Source organism: Sphingobacterium nematocida, from assembly GCF_900168125.1.
GTDB lineage: Bacteria > Bacteroidota > Bacteroidia > Sphingobacteriales > Sphingobacteriaceae > Sphingobacterium > Sphingobacterium nematocida.
Window position 1 is genome coordinate 105,395 of the sequence record NZ_FUZF01000007.1, and the last position, 22,534, is coordinate 127,928.

The 22,534-nt window shown below is 37.1% G+C and carries 24 protein-coding genes; 14 read left to right on the forward strand and 10 right to left on the reverse strand.

Annotated features, from left to right (window positions below; all coding sequences use genetic code 11):
• Positions 1-54 precede the first annotated feature (54 nt).
• The 3 genes from B5X76_RS09700 to B5X76_RS09710 are packed head-to-tail and all read left to right on the forward strand — an operon-like array spanning position 55 to position 2,747.
• Positions 55-1,206, forward strand: a complete 1,152-nt coding sequence (locus B5X76_RS09700) for an acyl-CoA dehydrogenase family protein (protein ID WP_079642915.1) — start codon at positions 55-57, stop codon at positions 1,204-1,206.
• Positions 1,196-2,050 carry a beta/alpha barrel domain-containing protein gene (locus B5X76_RS09705; RefSeq protein WP_079642916.1) on the forward strand — a complete coding sequence of 285 codons (855 nt, stop codon included), beginning with the start codon at positions 1,196-1,198 and terminating at the stop codon, positions 2,048-2,050. The genes B5X76_RS09700 and B5X76_RS09705 overlap by 11 nt, the downstream gene beginning before the upstream one ends.
• Positions 2,043-2,747: an enoyl-CoA hydratase/isomerase family protein gene (locus B5X76_RS09710; protein WP_079642917.1), complete on the forward strand. Its 705-nt coding sequence runs from the start codon at positions 2,043-2,045 to the stop codon at positions 2,745-2,747. Before B5X76_RS09705 ends, B5X76_RS09710 begins: the two co-directional genes overlap by 8 nt.
• Positions 2,748-2,749: 2 nt before the next feature.
• On the opposite strand, the gene B5X76_RS09715 is transcribed toward B5X76_RS09710, so the two are convergent.
• Positions 2,750-3,523 carry a segregation and condensation protein A gene (locus B5X76_RS09715; RefSeq protein ID WP_079642918.1) on the reverse strand — a complete coding sequence of 258 codons (774 nt, stop codon included), beginning with the start codon at positions 3,521-3,523 and terminating at the stop codon, positions 2,750-2,752.
• A gap of 211 nt (positions 3,524-3,734) precedes the next feature.
• On the opposite strand from B5X76_RS09715, the gene dxs reads away from it, so the two are divergent.
• Entirely contained in the window at positions 3,735-5,663 is a 1,929-nt protein-coding gene (gene dxs, locus B5X76_RS09720) for a 1-deoxy-D-xylulose-5-phosphate synthase (protein ID WP_079642919.1), read from the forward strand.
• Between the two features lie 382 nt (positions 5,664-6,045).
• Positions 6,046-7,473 carry a chromosomal replication initiator protein DnaA gene (gene dnaA / locus B5X76_RS09725; protein WP_079642983.1) on the forward strand — a complete coding sequence of 476 codons (1,428 nt, stop codon included), beginning with the start codon at positions 6,046-6,048 and terminating at the stop codon, positions 7,471-7,473.
• 153 nt (positions 7,474-7,626) lie between these two features.
• Here dnaA and B5X76_RS09730 read toward each other — a convergent pair whose 3' ends face one another.
• The 6 genes from B5X76_RS09730 to B5X76_RS09755 form a co-directional block, all read right to left on the reverse strand.
• Positions 7,627-7,989, reverse strand: coding sequence for a hypothetical protein (locus tag B5X76_RS09730; protein WP_079642920.1), 363 nt, complete (start codon positions 7,987-7,989; stop codon positions 7,627-7,629).
• Positions 7,990-8,181: 192 nt separating this feature from the next.
• Positions 8,182-8,529 carry a hypothetical protein gene (locus B5X76_RS09735; protein ID WP_079642921.1) on the reverse strand — a complete coding sequence of 116 codons (348 nt, stop codon included), beginning with the start codon at positions 8,527-8,529 and terminating at the stop codon, positions 8,182-8,184.
• A 99-nt stretch (positions 8,530-8,628) separates the two neighbouring features.
• Entirely contained in the window at positions 8,629-9,672 is a 1,044-nt protein-coding gene (lpxK, locus tag B5X76_RS09740; RefSeq protein ID WP_079642922.1) for a tetraacyldisaccharide 4'-kinase, read from the reverse strand.
• Positions 9,669-10,130: a gliding motility lipoprotein GldH gene (locus tag B5X76_RS09745; protein WP_139375267.1), complete on the reverse strand. Its 462-nt coding sequence runs from the start codon at positions 10,128-10,130 to the stop codon at positions 9,669-9,671. The genes lpxK and B5X76_RS09745 overlap by 4 nt, the downstream gene beginning before the upstream one ends.
• 26 nt (positions 10,131-10,156) lie before the next feature.
• The gene (locus B5X76_RS09750; RefSeq protein ID WP_176141036.1) at positions 10,157-11,587 is read right to left on the reverse strand and encodes a PSP1 domain-containing protein; all 1,431 of its coding nucleotides are present in this window, start codon (positions 11,585-11,587) and stop codon (positions 10,157-10,159) included.
• Positions 11,588-11,595: 8 nt separating this feature from the next.
• The gene (locus B5X76_RS09755) at positions 11,596-12,741 is read right to left on the reverse strand and encodes a DNA polymerase III subunit (RefSeq protein ID WP_079642924.1); all 1,146 of its coding nucleotides are present in this window, start codon (positions 12,739-12,741) and stop codon (positions 11,596-11,598) included.
• Positions 12,742-12,906: 165 nt separating this feature from the next.
• Between B5X76_RS09755 and dnaN the strand changes: the two genes are divergently transcribed.
• The 6 genes from dnaN to nadD all read left to right on the forward strand — a co-directional run bounded on the left by dnaN (position 12,907) and on the right by nadD (position 17,546).
• The gene (gene dnaN, locus B5X76_RS09760; protein WP_079642925.1) at positions 12,907-14,031 is read left to right on the forward strand and encodes a DNA polymerase III subunit beta; all 1,125 of its coding nucleotides are present in this window, start codon (positions 12,907-12,909) and stop codon (positions 14,029-14,031) included.
• 12 nt (positions 14,032-14,043) lie between these two features.
• The gene (locus B5X76_RS09765; RefSeq protein ID WP_079642926.1) at positions 14,044-14,703 is read left to right on the forward strand and encodes a DedA family protein; all 660 of its coding nucleotides are present in this window, start codon (positions 14,044-14,046) and stop codon (positions 14,701-14,703) included.
• Positions 14,704-14,901: 198 nt separating this feature from the next.
• On the forward strand, positions 14,902-15,474 hold the full coding sequence (locus B5X76_RS09770) for a CAP domain-containing protein (RefSeq protein WP_079642927.1): 573 nt from the start codon (positions 14,902-14,904) through the stop codon (positions 15,472-15,474).
• 41 nt (positions 15,475-15,515) lie between these two features.
• Positions 15,516-16,391 (forward strand): YicC/YloC family endoribonuclease, encoded by an 876-nt coding sequence (locus tag B5X76_RS09775; protein ID WP_079642928.1) that lies wholly within the window; start codon positions 15,516-15,518, stop codon positions 16,389-16,391.
• Between the two features lie 4 nt (positions 16,392-16,395).
• A complete protein-coding gene (gene gmk, locus B5X76_RS09780) occupies positions 16,396-16,965 on the forward strand; it encodes a guanylate kinase (protein WP_079642929.1) in 570 nt (189 codons plus the stop codon).
• On the forward strand, positions 16,965-17,546 hold the full coding sequence (gene nadD / locus B5X76_RS09785) for a nicotinate (nicotinamide) nucleotide adenylyltransferase (protein ID WP_079642930.1): 582 nt from the start codon (positions 16,965-16,967) through the stop codon (positions 17,544-17,546). The genes gmk and nadD overlap by 1 nt, the downstream gene beginning before the upstream one ends.
• Before the next feature lie 3 nt (positions 17,547-17,549).
• Here nadD and B5X76_RS09790 read toward each other — a convergent pair whose 3' ends face one another.
• From B5X76_RS09790 to kduI, 3 genes are read right to left on the reverse strand one after another with little or no spacing between them, the layout of a single operon-like run.
• Positions 17,550-18,314 carry an SDR family oxidoreductase gene (locus B5X76_RS09790; protein ID WP_176141040.1) on the reverse strand — a complete coding sequence of 255 codons (765 nt, stop codon included), beginning with the start codon at positions 18,312-18,314 and terminating at the stop codon, positions 17,550-17,552.
• A gap of 14 nt (positions 18,315-18,328) precedes the next feature.
• On the reverse strand, positions 18,329-19,450 hold the full coding sequence (locus tag B5X76_RS09795) for a DUF4861 family protein (RefSeq protein ID WP_079642932.1): 1,122 nt from the start codon (positions 19,448-19,450) through the stop codon (positions 18,329-18,331).
• A gap of 19 nt (positions 19,451-19,469) precedes the next feature.
• Entirely contained in the window at positions 19,470-20,315 is an 846-nt protein-coding gene (gene kduI / locus B5X76_RS09800) for a 5-dehydro-4-deoxy-D-glucuronate isomerase (protein WP_079642933.1), read from the reverse strand.
• 189 nt (positions 20,316-20,504) lie between these two features.
• Here kduI and surE point away from each other — a divergent pair, with 189 nt between their 5' ends.
• Genes surE through B5X76_RS09815 form a run of 3 tightly spaced genes read left to right on the forward strand, consistent with a single transcriptional unit; the run spans position 20,505 to position 22,434 of the window.
• The gene (surE, locus tag B5X76_RS09805) at positions 20,505-21,287 is read left to right on the forward strand and encodes a 5'/3'-nucleotidase SurE (protein WP_079642934.1); all 783 of its coding nucleotides are present in this window, start codon (positions 20,505-20,507) and stop codon (positions 21,285-21,287) included.
• A 1-nt stretch (position 21,288) separates the two neighbouring features.
• Positions 21,289-21,549 carry a hypothetical protein gene (locus tag B5X76_RS09810; RefSeq protein ID WP_079642935.1) on the forward strand — a complete coding sequence of 87 codons (261 nt, stop codon included), beginning with the start codon at positions 21,289-21,291 and terminating at the stop codon, positions 21,547-21,549.
• Positions 21,550-21,558: 9 nt separating this feature from the next.
• Positions 21,559-22,434, forward strand: coding sequence for a menaquinone biosynthesis family protein (locus B5X76_RS09815; RefSeq protein ID WP_079642936.1), 876 nt, complete (start codon positions 21,559-21,561; stop codon positions 22,432-22,434).
• The last annotated feature ends 100 nt before the right edge of the window (positions 22,435-22,534 follow it).

Here is a 22,534-nt window from a genome sequence, read left to right on the forward strand (position 1 = left end):
TGATATTTGTAATAATAATTATAAACTGAATATAAACATAAGTAAAATTTCATTATGTACAATGCGAAGGATACCGAGCAAATGGTAATGATACGTGAGAGCGCACGTGAATTTGCAAAAACGCACATCAAACCCTTTGTTATGGAGTGGGATGAGAAGCAATTTTTTCCAGTAGATCTTTTTAAAAAAATGGGGGAGTATGGATTTATGGGTGTATTAGTTCCGGAGAAATACCACGGTGCCGGGCTTAGTTATCAAGAATACATCACTATTCTGGATGAAATATCTAAAGTGTGTGGTTCGATAGGTCTATCCGTAGCAGCCCATAACTCGTTGTGTACAAATCATATCCTTTCTTTTGCTAATGAAGCTCAAAAGGAAAAATATTTACCTAAATTAGCTACAGCAGAGTGGATTGGTGCTTGGGGATTGACCGAAACAGGATCGGGATCCGATGCTGGCGGAATGACAACAGTAGCTGTTCAGGATGGTGATTATTGGGTGATAAATGGATCTAAGATATTTATTACACATGCCATTAGTGCAGATGTCGCCGTTGTTATAGTACGTACCGGTGAAAAGGGGGATAAACATGGTATGACAGCTTTTATTATTGAGAAAGGTACCCCAGGATTTACGGCTGGTAAGAAAATTGATAAATTAGGAATGCGGGCCTCGGAAACAGCTAGTTTGTTTTTTGATAATTGTAGGGTACATAAGGACCAAGTGATAGGAGAAGTTGGAAATGGTTTTGTGCAGGCTTTAAAGCTCTTGGATGGAGGTCGAATTTCTATCGCCGCATTATCACTCGGTATTGCACGAGGTGCGTATGAATGTGCATTGCAATATTCGAATGAAAGGGAGCAGTTTAATCAGAAAATATTTGATTTTCAGGATATTTCTTTCAAATTGGCGGATATGGCTACAAAAATAGAAGCTTCAGAACTATTGATCAGGCAGGCAGGTTATTTAAAAGATACACATCAAAAAGTAACTAAAGAGGGGGCTATGGCCAAGTTGTACGCCTCAGAAGTAGCTGTTGAAGTGAGTAATGAGTCTGTACAGATTCATGGTGGCTATGGTTTTACAAAAGATTTTCCCGCAGAAAAGTTCTTTCGTGATGCCAAGCTATGTACTATAGGTGAAGGTACTAGTGCCATTCAAAAGATGGTAATCGCACGAGAAATACGAAAAAATGTTAAATAGTTCGGAAATAAAACTAGTAGAATGTCCGAGAGACGCCATACAAGGTATAGGTGATTTTATTCCTACGCAGAAGAAAATCACCTATATAAATGAGTTACTGGCCTCCGGATTATTCGAATATATAGATTTCGGGAGTTTTGTTTCTCCCAAGGCGGTTCCTCAATTGGCTGATACAGTAGCGGTGTTGGACGGTTTGGAAAAGGGAAAAACTAAACTATTGGCTATAGTAGCTAATGAAAGAGGAGCAGAAGTTGCTTCTAAGCTTAGGCAGATAGATTATCTAGGGTATCCTTTTTCTATCTCTGAAACATTTCAGCGACGTAATGCTAATTCTACGGTGGAAGAATCTTTAGAGCGGGTAAAGCGTATTTGCGGTCTTTTACAATCTGGAAATCAAGAGCTAGTTGTATATATATCTATGGCTTTTGGAAATCCTTATGGTGATCTATGGCACGAAGATTTAGTATTACAGTGGATCGATCGACTCTCCGATCTTGGGGTAAATAGGTTTTCTATTGCAGATACAACTTCCGAAGCTTCGGTAGAGGCTGTTTCTACACTTTATGGGCTTGTGGCTGATCAATTTACAGGTATAGAACTTAGCTTGCATCTACATGCACGTATTGAAGAGGCTATTTTGAAAGTTAATGCAGCTTATGAAGTTGGATGTAGACGTTTTGAAGGAGCTTTTTTAGGATTTGGTGGATGCCCATTTGCAAAGGATGATTTAGTAGGTAATATTCCTATGGAATTGCTTTTGGATAGATTTGGAAAAGGAAATCAGGAACAGAATATGCTATTAATGGAAGCATTTCAAAAAATGATAAGACACAACGATGTATAAATATATTAAAGTTGAAAAGGAAGGATTTAAATGTAATGTAACGCTAACGCGATCAGAAAAGCGGAATGCTTTTACACCTACCATGGTCAATGAAATAGACTATGCTTTTAGACAGATAAATGATGATGGGGATATAAAAGTTGTGATAATTCGCGCTGAAGGGCCAGTCTTTTGTGCTGGAATGGATTTAAAGACTTTCGAAGACCCAACACTCGATGTGATTAATCCACATATTGTCAATAAAAATATATCGCTCGGCGAAGTATTTGATAGCTTATTAAAGCCGTCGGTAGCCATTTTAGAGGGAAATGTGATTGCCGGTGGTTTTTTGATTATTCTGGGCTGTACTTATGTTTTTGGAAGTAGAGAAATAAAATTCAGATTACCGGAACTGGAGTTGGGAATTTTTCCTTTTCAGGTAATGGCTAGTTTATTGAAAGTAATGTCTGAAAAACAGGTCTTACAGTTATGCTTGGATACCGGATATTTTGGAACAGAAAGAGCATTGGATTTGGGTATTATCGATGGTTTTTTAGAGGACGGTAAAGCAGAGGAGGTAATAAATTCTTTTGCAGAAAAAGATGAGAAAGCACTTAAGACGGGAATTTATGCTATGCGGAGATTGGATAGTATCGCTCCCGATGAGCGATTTTCATTCTTAAAAAATGTTTTAGACGAATTGAAACGAAGCCGATAATTTTATTGTTCTTCTTCAATATGTTCGACCGCATTGGGATCCCTTTTTTCTATAGAAAAGCTATTGTAACCGGCTCCTATTTCGATTTCCAGTAATTTTTGCTGCAACATTTCTAGAATAGCGAGAAAGTTGAAGACAAACTGTACCCGATTTTCAGAGTTTTTTAGAATATGTTGGAAATCTAATTTTTTGTTTAATTCTATAAGCTCGGAAATAGCTTTCTTTTGCTGTTCTATTGAGTATGGGAACTTTACAACAGTATGTGTTATTGGTAGGACACGGTGTGTAAAGTGATACATCATTTTTTCATAGACCATCATCAGTTTATAAAGGTCAAAAGAAGCAAGTTCCTCTTCTGTGATTTGTCGTTTGGTGTGTTTCAAATCATAACTGATATTCGCTCTATGGTGTAACTTTTCGCGATCAGCTTCAAAAACTCTTAATTTTTCGCAAATATCTTTGAATTGCTTATATAGAATAAGTTTTTGGACAAGTTGCTCTTTCAGATCTATTTCATTCTCGTTGCCATCCAAATCTGGTCTAGGAAGTAACATTTTTGCTTTAATACGCATTAGCGTAGAGGCAACAAATATAAACTCGGATGCTAACTCAATGTTTAGTGATTGCATTTTCTGGATATAGTCCAAAAAATCATCTGTAATCCGTGAAATAGGGATATCATGGATATTTAATTCATCTCGTTCGATAAAGAACAATAAAAGATCGAAGGGACCTTCAAATTGCTCAAGTTTTATTTCGTAGTTTGTCGCATCCATAACCAAATTCAAAAATAGGTATTTGAAAGGTAATATTTATGTTTTTGAACAACATAAGGGGATTTTTATCCTACAGTATAAAAATAGGAGAATGATAATGCGAATTTTGTTTTGATTGACGTGATCGCTGAGTTAAAAGTTTTTGTCTATATATTCTATTGTTTATGGAATTAATTGTTACTTTGTATCTTATTTTGAAACTTTTTAAGGTATGCAGGTAGAAGCAGGAGCACTTTTGAAAGGAATTCAATTTCCGTCTGATTTACGTAACTTGAAAGATGCTGAATTAGAGGAAGTTTGTAAAGAACTTAGACAGTATATAATTGATGTTGTTTCTGTTAATGGGGGACATTTTGCCGCCAGTTTAGGAGTTGTAGAACTCACGGTAGCATTACATTACGTATTGAATACACCTTATGATCAGATTATTTTCGATGTGGGCCACCAGGCCTATGGCCACAAAATTTTGACCGGGCGTCGGGATTTATTTCATACAAATCGAATATTAGGAGGTATTTCTGGCTTTCCTAAACGGGATGAAAGTGAATATGATGCATTTGGTGTGGGGCATTCCTCTACGTCTATCTCTGCTGCGCTGGGTATGGCGGTAGCTTCTGCTTATAAAGGAGAGACAGATAGACAGCACGTGGCCATAATTGGTGATGGCGCGTTGACCGGGGGAATGGCTTTTGAAGCTTTAAATCATGCTGGAATAGAGAAATCTAACCTACTGGTGATATTGAATGATAATTGTATGTCAATAGATCCTAATGTAGGTGCTATGAAGGAATATCTTACGAGTATTACGACTTCTAAAAGCTACAATAGATTCAGGGATGATCTTGTAGCAGTACTAGCGAAGATTTCTAAAAATGGCCCTGATGCCTACGGTTGGGCGAAGAAACTGGAGCTGAGTATCAAAGGGACTCTTTTGAAAAACTCTAATTTATTTGAGTCGCTTAATTTTAGGTACTTCGGACCTGTAGATGGACATGATGTCAATAAGTTGGTAAAGACGTTGGAAGATTTGAAGCATATCAATGGTCCTAAATTGTTGCACGTGGTAACAGTAAAAGGTAAAGGATATGCTTTGGCGGAGCAGGATCAAACAAAATGGCATGCTCCAGGTCTTTTTGATAAGATAACAGGAGAAATTAAGAAATCTAATCACGACAAACCACAGCCACCTAAGTATCAAGATGTTTTTGGACATACGTTGGTGGAATTGGCTGAAAGTAATAGTCGGATAATGGGAATTACCCCTGCCATGCCGAGCGGATCATCGATGAATATTATGATGAACGCGATGCCGAATAGAGCATTTGATGTTGGTATTGCGGAGCAACACGCTGTCACTTTTAGCGCGGGATTGGCAACACAAGGACTGATACCTTTCTGTAATATATATTCTTCATTTATGCAGCGGGCATATGACCAGGTTATTCACGATGTCGCATTACAAAATCTAAATGTAGTATTTTGTTTGGATAGAGCTGGGGTGGTAGGTGCCGATGGGCCAACACACCATGGTGCTTATGATATTGCATTTATGCGATGTGTTCCAAACATGACCGTAGCAGCACCAATGAATGAAGAAGAGTTGCGTAATCTGATGTATACAGCGCAGCTGGAGAATATGGGACCATTTGTAATCCGCTATCCTCGTGGATCGGGCGTTATGGTTGATTGGAAGCGACCTTTCAGAGCCTTGGAAGTGGGAAAAGGTCGTAAACTTGTAGATGGTGAGGAAGTAGCGGTTTTAAGCTTTGGACATGTAGGAAATGAGGTATCAAAAGCATTTCATGTATTGAATGCAGAGGGAATCTACCCTGCTCATTATGATATGCGATTTGTAAAGCCATTGGATGAAGAACTGCTGCATGATATCTTTGCTAAATTTAAAAAGGTAATTACTATTGAAGACGGTGTATTACCTGGTGGATTTGGTTCTGCAGTGATTGAATTTATGGCCGATCATAAATATACAGCGAACTTAGTACGTTTAGGTATACCAGACGAAATAGTGGAACACGGAGAGCAACCTGAGCTTTGGAGATTGTGTAACTATGATGCTAATGCAGTTGTTGTGGAGTGTCGAAAATTGATGCAATCTCAACCTACGAAGACGATGGTTGGTTAGTAAACCATCTTTTGAAAAAATAGAATTAATAAAATGATTAAGCCACAGGTAATTGTGGCTTATTTTTTGCTCTATACTTTCTGAAAATTGATTAAATCAAGGGGATGAAAGTTTTCCACAGTTTTCAATTTCTAATCTAAATTTTACTGAAAATAACAATGTATTATTGCTATCTATGATGTGTGTGGAAAAGTAAAATTTGACACCACAATAATTGCTTAAACACCTTTAAAAACTATGTAAATAACTGTATTTTAGTTTGTTGTGTTTTTTTTAGATTTTGATTTTTTTAGCTCAGAAATTTTTGTCATCTTCGTTGAGAGAGAAAGTTATAAACAATTTTTTATCATTAATTGGTTATCAAGTTATTAACAATTTAGGAATGGAAAAAACGTATACGGGTGTTTGGAATAATTGTCTTCAGGTAATAAAAGATAACATTCCAGCACAAAGTTTCAAGACATGGTTCGAGCCTGTAAAGGCAATTAGGTTGGAAGGAAACGTTTTGACTATTCAAGTACCGAGTTTATTTTTCTACGAATGGTTGGAAGAACATTATGTAGGAATTCTTCGTAAGACTGTCAAAAAGTTTTTAGGAGAGCAAGGAAGATTAGAGTATAATATTGTGGTTGAGAAATCATCTGCTAATATACCTTATACAACCAATATACCATCGAATGGTAACGGCGCAGAAGCAAAGAGACAATCTATTCCTGTCCCTGTCGCACTGAATAAAAATATAAAGAATCCGTTTGTCATCCCTGGTTTGAAAAAACTGCAAGTGGATCCGCAATTGAATCAAAATTATACTTTTGAAAACTTCGTAGAAGGAGAGTGTAATCGGTTGGCGAGATCTGCTGGATATGCAGTAGCGAATAAACCAGGAGGAACATCATTCAATCCACTGATGTTATATGGAGATGTGGGGTTGGGAAAAACGCACCTGGCGCAAGCTATTGGAAACGAGATAAAAAAGAATTTATCGGATAAGTTGGTAATATATGTGTCTTGTGAAAAGTTCTGTCAACAGTTTGTAGATTCGTTAAAGAATAATACAATCAATGATTTCGTTAACTTTTATCAAGCAATGGATGTAATCATTATGGATGATGTACATAACTTTGCTGGTAAGGAGAAAACGCAGGATATTTTCTTCCACGTATTTAACCATTTGCACCAGTCCGGAAAACAAATTATTTTAACATCAGATAAGGCTCCTAAGGATCTTTCGGGTTTGGAGGAACGTTTATTAAGCCGTTTTAAATGGGGATTGTCTGCTGATATTCAGGCTCCGGATTTGGAAACAAGAATGGCTATTCTTAAAAAGAAGATGTATTCGGATGGCATAGAGCTGCCGGAGAACGTAGTAGAATATGTTGCAACGCAAATAGATAATAGTGTGCGTGAGCTAGAGGGAGCAATGGTATCCTTATTAGCACAATCTACATTAAATAAAAAGGAAATAGATCTGAACTTGGCTAAATCCATGCTCAAGAACTTCGTTAAAAATACACACAAAGAGATATCGATGGAGTACATACAGAAATTGGTATGTGAGTATTTTGAGGTACCTGTAGAAATGGTGAAATCCAAAGTTCGTAAGCGTGAAATTGTACAGGCTCGTCAGATATCAATGTATCTTGCCAAAAATCACACTAAATCGTCCTTAAAGTCTATTGGTAGTTTTTTTGGAGGAAGAGACCATTCGACAGTAATCTACGCCTGTCAGACCGTTGAAGATTTAATTGAAACCGATAAGAAATTTAAGACTTACGTACAGGATATTCAAAAGAAATTAAAGACATCCTAATCGAATAATGAAAGATAATAAACAAGAAGAAGCAGCGTATCATTCAGATACGCTGCTTCTTCTTTTCTTGCAAAATTATAAAGTAAAAATCGGGACAGTCCACTTTGACTGCCCCGATTCAGCTAGGTAATTATGAAATTATAAATTCTGTGGTTATACAGATTCTGTACTTTCTTCTTTTTTAGCCGCTTTTTCCTCTAAGTATTTAACGAATAGCGGTTTTTGTTCTTCTGTCAACAGTTCGTTTATTTTAGTATTTGCTGTTGTGGTTAACGCTTCTATTTGTTGTTTTACAGCTTCAGGTGTTAACGTGGTATCCGACTTAATAGCCACTTTTGCTTTTACTTTTTCAAGAACGACTTCGTATACCGCAGTTTGCTGATCATCATTAAGGGTTAGTTTTTCTGTTAACTCAATAACTGTTTCTTTTGCTTTATTTTCTGGATTTATCTCTTGAGCAAAAAGAATTGTGATAGCAAAAAGAAAGCTTAAACCTGTTAAAATTAATTTTTTCATAGCATTTAAATTTGAAGTTTTGAAATATATTATTTATTCGTTTCTGTAATAATAACTCCGAATAGCAGTGCTTTATTGTCTTTATTGTATCTCTTTTGTTACAATTTAACATCATTTAACAAAATGATAACGGGAGGTAATTATATGTTACCTCTCGTTATCTGATTTATTTACAGTATTTTATGTGTTTTCTTAATTAGGTCTTCTATTTTGCCTACTCTTTTGTAGTTCTTCGTATTGAGTGATCTGTTTTGGCGTAAGAAAAGACTTAATTTTTAAATTACGCGCCTCTAATGACTTTTTAATTTGGGCTTGATCATTTTCCTTTCGATGCAAACTAGAGGTCTTCATGGACTGAAGGATATAAGTGTAGATGGAATCTTGTTGTGACTTATTTAACTCCAGTTCTTTGGTAAGACGTTCTACTTGCATTTTTGTTCGTTCTTCAGGAGTTCGGTTTTGGCGAGATTCTTTTTGTTGGGCGACGGATATACTTATTGTAAATACGGCCGCAATTAGTAGTGTGATTACTGTTTTCATGATACATCAATTAATTATGAATAGTATAAATTTCAATAAATTAATTGATTATTAGTTAGTTATATGGTTAAATTTAGCGAATATTAACCTTTGTTAATGCTAATTAACGTTGGTGTGGTTGTTTAAATAGTTAAAAATAAAGTGATCAAAGGTTTCTTTTTGCTGATCCATCGATTTCAAGCGAATAGGAATATAATATAAAGGTAAGTCTGAAAGATGGTTTGATTCTACTCGTTGTATATCCTTTTCTGTAGTTATTATTATTTTTTCCTTAGCGGGTATCGAGTTATAGAGATTTATTATTTTATTGAAATCATAATGGGTATAATTGTGATGGTCCGGAAACCTTAATAAATGAACTCTATTACCAAGATTAACTAAATAATCTTCTAAAGGAGTTGGATTTGCAATACCACAAAATAAAAGTATATCGAGGTTCTTAAGTTCGTTCTGTAAAATATGGCCCTCTCTGCTTGTTGGGATGTCATATGCAATCGCTGTATAAAAAATTGGAGCTAAAGATAGAGTTCTTATTTTGTGCTCAATGTGCTTTTTATGGTCTTCATTGAGGCTTTCAGGGCATTTTGTTATCAGTATAAGGTCTGCCCTTTTGGTAGCTGAGAAGTTGTCTCTGAAGTTTCCTGTGGGAAGAAGTAGTATTGGAGTGAAAAGAGAATGAAAATCAAATAGCAAAATGGAATATCCAGGATTTAATTTTCGGTGTTGGTAAGCGTCGTCTAGAATAATCAAGTCATGATCGGCCTGTAGCTTTTCAATACCAAAGCAACGATCTTCTGAAACAGCCACAGTGATATCAGGAAAGTTTTTTTTGAATTGAAGCGGTTCGTCACCAACTTCAGTAGCGTTGGAGTTTTCACTTACTAGTCGATAACCTTTCGTTTTGCGCCCATACCCTCGACTTAAAGTGGCTATTTTGTAATGGTCTTTTAGTAATCGGACGATATATTCTGTCATTGGGCTTTTTCCGGTCCCTCCTATCGCTAGGTTTCCAATGACAATTGTTGGTATGGAGAATTTCGTGCTTTTAAAAATACCCTTATCATAGAGAATATTCCGTATCCATATAATAAGGGAATAAATAAGTGTAACAGGGAGTAATATCCATCGAAGTATAGCAATCATTGCTTCACCACTTTAATGCCGACATCTACAACATCTTTTAAGGGCGTCTCACGCATATTTTGTTCAATGGTGAACGTATACATACCGGTATCTGGAAAAACGAAGCCATCTTTTGCTAAGTACTGTATTTCGTAAAGAGACCCAGCAGAGTTTCCTAACCAACGACCATCAAGTTGGGCCAGCGAGATTTCTTTGCGGTATGCTGTGTCTAATAGTTTATTTCCTTTTTCATGAAGAAGAACGAAAATATTAGAAAAGTCATATTCATTGGAATGACGTAGATTGATATATACGTTATATTTTGATTTATTATCGTCTATATGTACATCGAATCGAGGCTTTTCTTCGTATGACCAAGATCTATTTGGAATAGCTTGATTTTTTTCATAAACAGCGTCATTACTACAAGAAACCGATAGGCCAATCGCAATACAGGAATATAGAATATACTTTATCATATTATTGAAAAAGTAGTGACGAGCATTTATTCGCCACTATTATTGGGTTTATCGTTATTCTTATTTTTATTCCGATTATTGAATCTTTTCTTTTTCTTTTGTTCAGGCTTGTCCCCCCCTTCTGGATTTATGGTTGGTTTTGGTTGACCTGAATTCTTATTGTTATCCCTATTTTGGGAATTTTGTCTATTTGGCCTAGGACCTGAATTGACGTTGTTTTCTTTCTTTTGGGCTGTGGGTGTTTGTTTGGCTACAGACGATTCATTGGTTGTCCCATTTGTCTCGTTTTTTTGATTTGTAGCTTGCTTTGGCTTGCTTTTTTTCTTCTTCCGTCTTTTGTTTTTATCATCAAGACGAGTTAGACTATCCTGCCCAACAACGTTTTCGTAGTCTAGGATGACCGGTTTTTTTGTTTCTGTCGTTTGTGGCGTATAGTCTAGGGCATCAGGCTTGACACCGCCTTTATTCATCTCAGCAAGCTCTTTAACCTTACTTATAGATAGCGGGATCCAGTTTTCTGCACCAGGATAAGAGAACCACATCGTTTTCTTAAATATATCCGTTTTTTGGAGGTATGCCATTCCGCTAGTAGTTTCTATTCGATCTACATCATTAGGAATATCTTTAAGGGCATCCATATAACTGTCAAGCTCATAATTTAAGCAACATTTTAGTTTGCCACATTGACCAGCCAGTTTTAGGGTATTTAGAGATAAGTTTTGGTATCTAGCGGCGGATGTAGATACAGTTTTAAAATCCGTAAGCCACGTGGAACAGCAAAGTTCTCTACCACAAGACCCTATACCACCGAGGCGACTGGCTTCCTGTCTCATACCGATCTGCCTCATTTCAATTCTGATTCGGAAAGATTCGGCCATACGTTTTATTAGCTCGCGAAAGTCTACACGTCCTTCAGCTGTATAATAAAAGGTAGCTTTGGTTTTATCGCCTTGGTAATCTACATCGGAGATCTTCATGGATAAACCAAGATCGAGGGCTAGTTTTCTAGCTCGGTGCATTGTCTCCCATTCAAGTTCTTTTGCTACGTTAAATTTGTTAACGTCTGCCTCATTAGCTTTACGATAGATCTTTTTGACAACAGAATCTGGAGAGATATTATTTTTCTTCAATTGAAGTCTTACAAGCTCTCCTGTAAGCGACACATGTCCGATATCATATCCTCCTGTAGACGGTTCTACGGCAATCATTTCACCCATTTCTAGGTATATATTATCCGAATTTACGTAGTAGTCCTTACGCGATCCCTTGAACCGAACTTCGACGATATCAAAAGGTTTATAATTTGAAGGCAAATCCATATCGGATAGCCAGTCATATACATCTAATTTATTACATCCGCTGGTCATGCAAGAACCATTGTTATTGCATCCTGCTGGTACTGTACCTAATTTACTTCCAGTACCACAACCTCCAGATGAGCAACTGCCACACCCCATATTTCTTTCTATATATATTGAGTCCCTCTAGGGAACGTTTGATATTTGAACAATAAAACTAATTGCAAAGATAAATCTAAAAATAATATTTTCGCATTGCCATTCCGCTCAATTCCATAATGTGATTTTTCTAGGATATTGATAGCCTCTTCTAATTGTTCAAATTGGAATAACCCACTAAATTTTTCTACAAATGCAAACTCTTCTTCTTGTAAGAAGACCAGGTTTCTTAATCCTTGTTGCATTAATATGATCTGTCTCATCATATTAATGGCATAAAGTAAGAAACTTTTTTGATTTTCTCTTCCTAATTTTGAAAGTTTGTCTTCAGTAAGACTTATTATTTCCTTTCCATTGTCTGTCACGATACAGCGAAGCCATTGTACTAAAATGGAAAAAGTTTCGTTTTCGCCATGTTGATGAATCAAATTTAGTGCTTCTTGAACATTTCCATCGGCGATGAAAGCTATTTCCTTTGCTTTGTTAGTATCTATTCCCCTGTCTTCAATCAAATAATTTTTCATCTCATCGTGATGAAGTTTATTTATTTTGATTAATTGGGTTCGGGAAATAATGGTGTTTATTATTTTATCTTGATTTTCAGCAACTAACAGAAATAAGGTTTTGGCAGGAGGTTCTTCAATTAATTTTAATAAAGCGTTACCTTGCGTATCCAGATATTCTGGTAGCCACATAATTAAGACTTTATACTCAGACTCAAAGGACTTCAGACTTAATTTTTTAATAATATCATGGGCTTCAGCGATGTTGATATTCGCTTGTTTATTTCCTGAATCGAGTTGTTCTCTCCAAAAACTTAAGCCTAAATAGGGATTGGTAAGAAAAGCTTTGCGCCATTCATCCATATAAGTGGTAGCTGTCTCTTCTTTGCCCTTAGCAAAGAACGGATACGAAAAGTGTAAGTCAGGATGAATTAATTTTTCGTACTTTCTGCAAGAGGGACAAGCACCACAGCTGTCATCTTCATTTTTATTTTCACAATTGATATACTGTGCGTAGGCTAAAGCCAAAGCGAGACTTCCAGATCCTTCAGGACCTAAAAAAAGCTGCGCATGACTGACCCGGTTGTTTTTTACCGAGTTGATTAAATGGCTTTTAATGCTCTTCTGTCCTACTATTTCCTTAAACTGCATATTATTAGTCTATACAAACTTAGATAAAATGCGCTGTATTCACGAATACCAAATGGAAAAAGTATAGCTATATTCACGCTGTTAGAGAACATAAAGGACGAGTTTCATTGTAAAAATTTAAATCTTTTCAGTATTATTGCATATAAAAATATATCGAAGCTAGACATGAGATTTATAGTATCCACATCCGTATTATTGAAACAATTACAGGCCATAAGCGGGGCATCCAGTAGCAGTACTGTTCTTCCTATTTTGGAGAATTTTCTTTTTGAAATAAAGGATAATACGTTAACAATTTCTGCTACGGATTTGCAGACAAGTATGGTGACTTCTTTATCGATTGAAGCTAAAGAAGAGGGGCGCGTAGCAATGCCATCAAAAATTTTGATTGATACCCTAAAGACTCTTCCTGATCAACCGGTTGCTTTTTCTGTGGATACAAAGACCTTGGCTATTGAAATCAGTGCTGGTGACGGAAAATATAAGCTTAGTGGGGAGAATGCTGACGACTTTCCAAAAATCCCGGTAGTAGATAATGTTTCGACGGTAAAACTTTCAGCGTCTATACTTTCAGAGGCGATCAACAAAACAATATTTGCAGTAAGCAGTGACGAGTTGAGACCGGCGATGTCGGGTGTGTTAGTTCAATTGGGTGAACAAAACATCACTTTTGTAGCGACAGATGCACATCGATTGGTTAGGTACCGTCGTACTGATGTGGGGGCAGAGAAGCCAACATCGATCATTTTACCGAAAAAGGCACTGACGTTATTGAAGTCTTCTGTACCATCAGACGAAACATCGGTGTCAATAGAGTACAATACGACAAATGCATTTTTCCAATTTGGGAGTATTCATTTAATCTGTCGATTGGTTGATGAGCGCTATCCAGATTATGATGCTGTAATTCCTCAGGTCAACCCAAACAAGCTTACAGTAGATCGCGCGTTGTTTCTAAATACTTTACGTCGTGTTGTTATTTTCGCGAATAAAACGACACATCAGGTACGTCTGAAGATTAACGGTAGTGAGTTGCATATTTCTGCAGAAGATCTCGACTTCTCTAATGAGGCTCATGAACGCCTAAACTGTCAGTTTGAAGGTGAAGACATGGAGATCGGATTTAATGCTAAGTTTTTAGTTGAGATGTTAAATAACCTGAATTGTGAAGAAGTGGTGCTTGAAATGAGTACACCGAATCGAGCAGGTTTATTGCTGCCAGCGATTAAGCAAGATAATGAAGATATCTTGATGTTAGTGATGCCAGTAATGTTGAATAGTTTTAATTAATACATTACACCTTTGGATTTAATATATTCATTGATAGATTTTATTCTCCATATAGACGATCATCTTGTGGAGATTGTAAATAACTATCAGACCTGGACCTATTTGATTTTGTTTCTCATCATCTTTGTTGAAACGGGAGTCGTTGTAATGCCATTTTTACCTGGTGATTCATTGCTTTTTGCTGCAGGTATGCTTGCTGCACAGCCGAATGATCTTAATATTGTGATTATGATTGTTCTTTTGCTTATTGCGGCTATTACAGGTGACTCCCTGAATTATTCTATCGGGAAGAATTTTGGAATGCGCATCACCAAGTTTAAGCTTTTTGGTAAGCAAATGGTCACTGACGAGCAGATTGCAAAAACACATTCATTTTACGAGAAGTATGGTAGCAAAACCATTGTAATCGCCCGTTTTGTACCTATTGTAAGGACGTTGGCTCCTTTTGTAGGAGGGATTGGTAGAATGAAATATAGTACATTTATCACTTATAATGTGGTTGGAGCGATACTTTGGGTCGTTGGTATTACATTGGCGGGTTATTTCCTTGGTAATATCCCAATTATTAGGGACAATTTCTCTAAAGTGGTTTTGATCATTATTTTTCTTTCGGTACTACCGATTGTATTTGAAGTGGTGAAGGAAAAAATAAATAGAAATAAAGCAACATAATAAGTTGCGAAAAGTAAAAAAGGAAGGGGCATCCAAAAGGATAGCCTCTTTTTTTTATCCGGACGAATGACTGTTAACTTGTTCATTAATAATGATTTTTTTGTGTATAATCATTTGTACTGACGTAATAAGAAGATTTTATCTTTAGCGTATTAAACATTGAAACGAAAAAGGAGTCCATTCTAAAAGAATAAAAGTATGCGTATTATATTATTTTTCCTTTTAATCTCCACTTCTGCAATCGCTCAAAACAGAAGCATTACTACGGATGTACAGCAAGCTAAAGAAGCCTATGTCCTATTGAACGATATACGAATGCATCCAGAGAGATATGCTAAAAAATTAGGAATATCCCCTGTTGGAAAAGTTAAGAGAACAAAATTGGTATGGAATGAGGAGTTGGCTAGGGCTGCGGAGTTTAGAGCGTACGATATGGCTAAGCGTAATTATTTTGATCATGTCACTCCAGAAGGTTTGGGCCCTAATTATTACATTGTTAAGGCGGGCTATAGTTTAAATTCCGATTGGATCAAAAAGAAGTCTGCCAATAACTTTGAGTCTATAGCAGCGAACCACGCAACCGCGACCGACGGTATCAGGGCATTTATTATCGGTAAGGGCTCACCAGGGTATATGCATCGTAAACATGTATTGGGGATGGACGATTGGAATGGTTCGCTTATGGATATAGGTATCGGTTTCGTTCATTCGCCTACAGGTTCAACCTATAAAACCTATTTATGTGTTATAATTGCGAAACACGATTGGTAAAAGGGTGTTAGAAATAAACGTTAGTTTTCCTACCTTTGCATATGATAAAATCAATGACAGGATACGGTGTTGGCTCGTGTGAGAACGCGAAGGTTAAATACACTGTAGAAATAAAGTCCTTAAATTCCAAGTTTTTAGAGTTAGGTATACGTTTGCCTAAAGCCGTTTCGGATAAAGAACTAACACTTCGTGGTGAGTGCAGTAAACTTATCGAAAGAGGTAAGGTGAATATTATGATTTCATCGGAATATACAGACCAGACTGCAAAGGCTTCTTCTATCAATGGAGAGCTGTTAAAGAAATATTATAATCAACTTAAGGATATTGCATTGCAGCTTGGAGAAGTCCAGTCGAACTTGTTTAGTTTGGCATTGGGTATGCCTGAAGTGGTAACGAATAATGAAGAAGAAGTAGATGAGGCAGAAGGAAAAGTATTGTTGGATGCATTTTATCAAGCTATTGAAAAATTCAATGTATTCAGGGCAGATGAGGGGAAGGTTTTAAAGGTTGATTTGGAGAAGAGAGTACAGCTGATATTGGACTACTTGACTGAGGTTGAATCGGTAGAGGGAAGTAGAATACCTTTAATAAGAGAGCGTATTAGTCAATACATGGATGAAGCTGTTGGGAAGGAAAATATAGATAAAAATCGATTTGAGCAGGAACTGATTTTTTATATTGATAAGTTGGATATTACGGAAGAAAAAGTACGTTTAAGAAGCCATTGTAATTATTTCTTAGAGGCATTAAATGCCGTCGACTCCAACGGTAAAAAATTAGGTTTTATTTCTCAAGAGATGGGGCGGGAGATTAATACTTTGGGTAGTAAGGCTAATAATGCCGGTATACAGCAAATCGTTGTTCGAATGAAAGAAGAGTTAGAAAAAATTAAAGAACAATTATTAAACGTTCTGTAATCGCATGCGTAAAAAATTAATAATATTTTCTGCGCCATCAGGTGCAGGTAAAACGACTATAGTAAGATATCTGTTGAGTAAGTACAGCGATAAGCTTGAATTTTCTATCTCTGCAAGTACAAGAGATCCTCGTGGAACAGAGGAGGATGGAAAAGATTATTATTTTATCTCAAAAGATGATTTTTTGCATAAGGTGGCAAAACAAGAGTTTATAGAATTTGAGGAAGTCTATTCAGGTACTTATTATGGGACTTTGCGTTCTGAACTGGATCGTATATGGTCTTCGGGTAAAAGTGTGATTTTTGACATAGATGTTGTGGGTGGACTGCGGTTGAAATCTAAATTTCCTGAGGAAGCATTGGCAATATTTGTAAATCCTCCATCACTTGAAGTTCTTAAAGAGCGCTTATCAGGACGGGGTACTGATTCTGAAGAGAAGTTAAAAGAGCGATTTGCTAAGGCAGAGTTAGAGTTGAGCTATGCGAATAAGTTTGATGTAATCTTAAACAACTTTGACCTAGACACAGCGTGCAAAGAGGCAGAGAAGCTAGTACTTGATTTTCTAAATAGGTAATGGCAAATAAAAAGGTTGGACTTTTTTTCGGTTCTTTTAACCCTATTCATGTGGGTCATCTAATTATCGCTAATTATATGGCTCAATATACGGATCTTGAAGAGGTATGGTTTGTTATTTCTCCCCAAAATCCTTTCAAGGATAAAAAGAGCCTGGGAAATATGTATGACCGCCTTGAAATGGTTCATTTGGCTATAGAGGGAGCAGAAAAACTTCGCGCGTCTGATATAGAATTCAGTCTTCCACAACCTTCATACACGATTGATACATTAAGTTATATGACAGAAAGGTTTCCCAATAAAGAGTTCGTCCTCATTATGGGAGAAGATAACCTTATAGGCTTGCATAAATGGAAAAATGCGGAAGTATTACTGCGGGACTATCGTATTCTGGTATACCCGAGACCAGGATATGATGCTGGTGAATGGCGTCAGCATCCTTCTGTCACTTTGACAGATACGCCGCATATGGAATTGTCGTCTACTTTTATAAGAGGAGCGATCAAGGATAAAAAGGATATGAAATTTCTTGTCCCCGATCGCGTATTAGAATTTATTGATAAAAAGGGGTTATACCTTTAACCGCTATCGTCCCATCCAGCCACCATCAACCGTTAAAATAGTGCCGTGTACATAATCAGAAGCAGAAGAAGCCAAGAAAACAGCAGGACCTTTAAAATCTTCTACTTCCCCCCATCTTCCTGCAGGGATGCGGCTAAGAATAGATGCTGATCGATCAGCATCTTCTCGCAAGGCTTCAGTATTGTCTGTGGCGATATATCCAGGTGCTATGGCATTTACATTAACTCCTTTAGAGGCCCATTCGTTTGCAAAAGCTTTGGTTAGAGATCCGATGGCTCCTTTGGATGCTGCATAGCCAGGAACGTTAATGCCTCCTTGAAAAGTGAGTAATGAAGCCGTAAACACTATTTTGCCAGATCCACGAGTGATCATCTCTTTTCCTATTTCCCGCGTTAATATAAACTGTGCGTTCTGATTGATTTCTATAATTTGATCCCAGTATTCGTCTGGATGTTCGGCTGCTGGTTTACGTAAGATATTCCCCGCATTATTGAACAGTATATCAATTACAGGATGATCCTTTTTGACAAGTTCAATAAAGTCATATAAGCTTTTTCGGTCAGAAAAATCACATTGATAAGCATAAAATTTGCGGCCTAAGGATTTTATAGATTTTTCTACAGCAGAATTGCTTAACTCTAAGCTGGCGGATACACCAATGATATCTGCCCCTGCTTCTGCTAATGCTTCTGCGAGCGCTTTTCCAATTCCCCGTTTACAACCGGTGACTAAAGCTATTTTTCCAGATAGGTCAAAAGATGTTAGAATAGACATAGTGTTATTTATTTCAGTTTAACTTTAAGTGGGGTCTGTAATGATTCTGAATAATCTTCGACAAAATCTTCCCAATCATCAAAGGAGGTGATTTTCCCTGCCCTGTTCCAGGCTGCCCCATTGTAATATGTAAGCGAGGTATGGTTTTTTACAACTGTTTTCAAAAGAAACTGCTTGGTATCATTTGGTAAAAAATTGACTTTTCTCTTTGGGACGATAAGGGCTGTGCCTGTTTGTCCGAAGTTTTTGATTGTAGGCTCCCAGTAGATAAGTGTATTATTTTCCTGATCAAACTCGTATTTAGGATTGGTTTCATTACGTTTTGCTAATCCCAGTACGATAGGTGTGTTTTTAGCAGTGTTGTTTGCAAGATCTATTGTGATCTTATTGAAATTTTGGCCAGCATCTAAGCTTATCGTTTTAGAAAAAGTAATTTGTTGACCATCGAAATTTTGTGTCTCAAAACTAAGCTTAAATGTTGTCCGTAGGGGACCATTGTCCAGTATCTGATACGCTCTATAATGTTTAGTATACTGAATCTGATTTCCGAGAAAGAGTGCCATATCTCCTACCCCAAGAGTCTGTCCGACAGAATAGTAATCCAAACCATCTCCATGATCCTGGTGGTAGTCTTCGCTTTTATACCATTTATCGATAATTAGCTCTTTGGTTCTTTTGGACCAATAGTCCATACCTTGTGCATCATCTCCCCTTCCTTCTAAGGCTTTGCCGTACAGCCGAAACGCAACGACATCATTTTCCCAAGCGAAATCATCGAAACGCTCCGGAACGTATCGGGCATAGGTCTTCGGTTGGATAACTGTGGGCTTTTCATTTTTTATAACCAGTTTCAGGCTGCTTTTGGGAGCTATATCTACTTGGATCAGTACATTTTTGATTTCTGAGCCACCTAGTTTTTCTAGTTGATAGGGATATACGGCTTCAGCATTTTTTTGCACTATATTGAAAATACTATCCACCGTAAAATGTCTGCTGAATTGTTTATAGGGTATAGAAACTATCTCTAATCTATTTTTGTCGGAAGAGTTCGTGATCTCAATGAATTTTTGTGCTTGGACCAAAGAATGGCCTAGACAGCTAATCGCTAGAGTAAAAAAAATCGCCTTCATATTTTAACTACTTGGATGGTTATCTTAAATCTGTTATTGGGCTTTTATCCATATCGTCATAATCCATGTTTTCCCCAGCCATTCCCCATATAAAAGTGTAATTGCTGGTACCTGCGCCCGAATGTATAGACCATGGCGGCGATATGACTGCCTGCTCATTTTGCATCCAGATGTGTCTAGTCTCGTCTACAGGTCCCATGAAGTGGGATACGGCTTGTCCTTCTGGTACTTCGAAGTAAAAATAGACCTCCATCCGACGGTCATGTGTATGTGAGGGCATCGTATTCCATACTGATCCGGGTTTTAACTCAGTCATTCCCATCTGCAGCTGGCATGTCTGTATTACAGTATGTAGCAACATCTGGTTTATGGTCCGGTGATTAGCCGTTTCCATACTTCCTAACTCAATTTTGTTTGCTTCGGCCTTTGTGACGCGCTTAGTGGGATAGCTTTGATGTGCTGGTGTTGAATTTAAATAAAATTTAGCTGGATTATTACTGTTATTACTGCTGAAGTACACTTCTTTAGCTCCTTTTCCAATATATAAGGACTCTTTGGTATCTAGACTGTATACCTCACCATCTACCTCAACAATACCTGCTCCTCCGACATTGATAATACCTAGTTCTCTACGTGCAAGAAAATAGGATTCTTTCAATAAAGGTTCTATCGTGTCAAGTTTGATTTTCTGACTTGTAGGAAAGGCCCCGCCAGCCATGTATCGGTCGTAGTGGCTATAGACAAAGTGTATCTTGTTTTCGAAGAATAATTTATCGATTAAAAAGTTTTGACGGAGACCATTTGTATCCAATGATTTGGTTTCGTTGGGTCCAATCGCATACCTAGATTCAAAAGTTGTTGACATGGTTTTTTATTTGTTTGAAATCGTACTAAGCTTAAATATAGCCAAGATAGTTTGTAAACAACAATTCGGGGATTGTAAATTCACGGGATCGTTTGCGTAAAGTGACTGAAAGTAGTCTGGTCTGTGTTAGTGAAAGAAACGGAGTGAATTATAGTAGTGTGGGATTATATTATTTATTACCTTAGCTCTATGACAAAGAAGCAACCTACAATACTTGTTGTAAACGACGACGGGATAACAGCTCCGGGAATAAAGGTGCTGCTTGAGGAAATGAAGAAGCTCGGTAAGGTGATCGTGGTGGCTCCTGATGGTCCTCAGTCTGGCATGGGACATGCTATCACAATAGGTAAACCACTAAGACTTGATAAAGTGGATCTTTACGAAGGTGTAGAGATGTATAAATGTTCAGGGACTCCTGTAGACTGTGTAAAACTTGCCGTAAACCGTATTTTTAAAGGAGATAAGCCTGATTTATGCGTATCTGGAATCAATCATGGGTTAAATTATTCCATCAATGTCTTATATTCAGGTACTATGTCTGCCGCAGTGGAAGGCGCAATAGAAGCAATACCTTCTATCGGTTTTTCTCTAGATGACTTTTCACATGGAGCTGATTTTTCACATTGCAGACCTTATATAGGGGCTATTGCAGAGCAGGTATTGACGAATGGGTTGCCTAAAGGAACATTGCTTAATGTTAATTTTCCTCATGTGGATAAAGAAATTAAAGGGATAAAGATCTGTAGGCAGGCAAACGGTCATTGGATTGAAGAGTTTGAACACCGATTGGATCCCTATAATAGGGAATATTTTTGGTTGACGGGACAATTTGAATGGAGTGATCGTGGTGAAGATACAGATGTTTTTGCATTGAAGAATGGCTACGTATCTGTGGTACCTACACAATTTGACATGACAGCGCACCATGCTATTCAAGAATTGAACTCATGGAGTTTTAATTTTAAAAAATAAGATGAAAGATTCTTTTTGGTTTGGAGGATTAACGGCGGTTATCGCACCGATATTGGCTTATTTACTATCAAACTACACAAGCCTACAGACAAGTTTTTTTGCAGACAAGCCAATAGCAATATATGTGATTGCGGCTCTGGTTAACTTAATCACGGTCCGCTTTACTTATCGAGCAGAAAAGGAGTCTTTTGCTAAAGGGATGATTTTTGTAACGTTTGTAGCCATGCTTGTTTTAATAGTTACTACAAAAATGAAAATATAATTACAATCGATGAAATTAAGTTTAGGTTTTTCCCCCTGCCCAAATGATACCTATATTTTTGATGCATTAATTCACCACAAGATCGACACGGAAGGTTTGGATTTTGATGTGGAGTACCATGATGTAGAGAGCTTAAATCAGAAAGCTTTTCGGCAGGAGTTGGCTATTACAAAACTAAGTTACCATGCTTTCGCATACGCAATTGAAGATTATGAATTACTGGATTCAGGAAGTGCATTGGGGTTTGGTGTAGGGCCTTTATTGATTACCCGAAATAAAGAGCTGGCAGAAGAATTAATGGGGTATGTTGGTAAAGAATTACCAGAACGATTAAAAAATCTAGTTGTAGCAATTCCCGGAAAATATACTACGGCAAACTTTCTATTAGGTTTAGCTTTTCCCGATTTACAAAAAAAGAAAGAGGTTGTTTTTTCTGATGTGGAACAAGCTGTGGCGGCGCAGGACGTAGATTTAGGGTTGATTATTCATGAAAATAGATTTACTTATCAGGATAAAGGCTTGTATAAGGTAGTCGATTTGGGTGATTTTTGGGAAAAGACGACAGATAGCCCTATACCGCTAGGAGGTATCGTTGTGCGTAGAGATCTGCCAAAAGAAATCAAGGAAAAAATTAATCGTCTGGTACATGAAAGTGTAGAGTACGCATTTGCACATCCAAAATCTGGAATTGACTATATTCGTAGCCATGCACAAGAGATGGATGAAGCGGTGATGTATAAGCATATCGAACTGTATGTGAATATGTATTCGTCCGATTTAGGCCGCACCGGAAGATCTGCAATAGAAAAAATGTTTGAACAAGCGAAGGAGCTAAAATTGATTCCTGAAACGGATAAAAACATCTTTTTGACAGAAAGACGCTAATAAAGCAATAGGACAATAAAAAAAAACATTATAAGAGTGAAAGTTCTCATTTCGAATAAGTAAATTTGCCCGGTTAGTGCCAAAATGTCCTAATTATTTG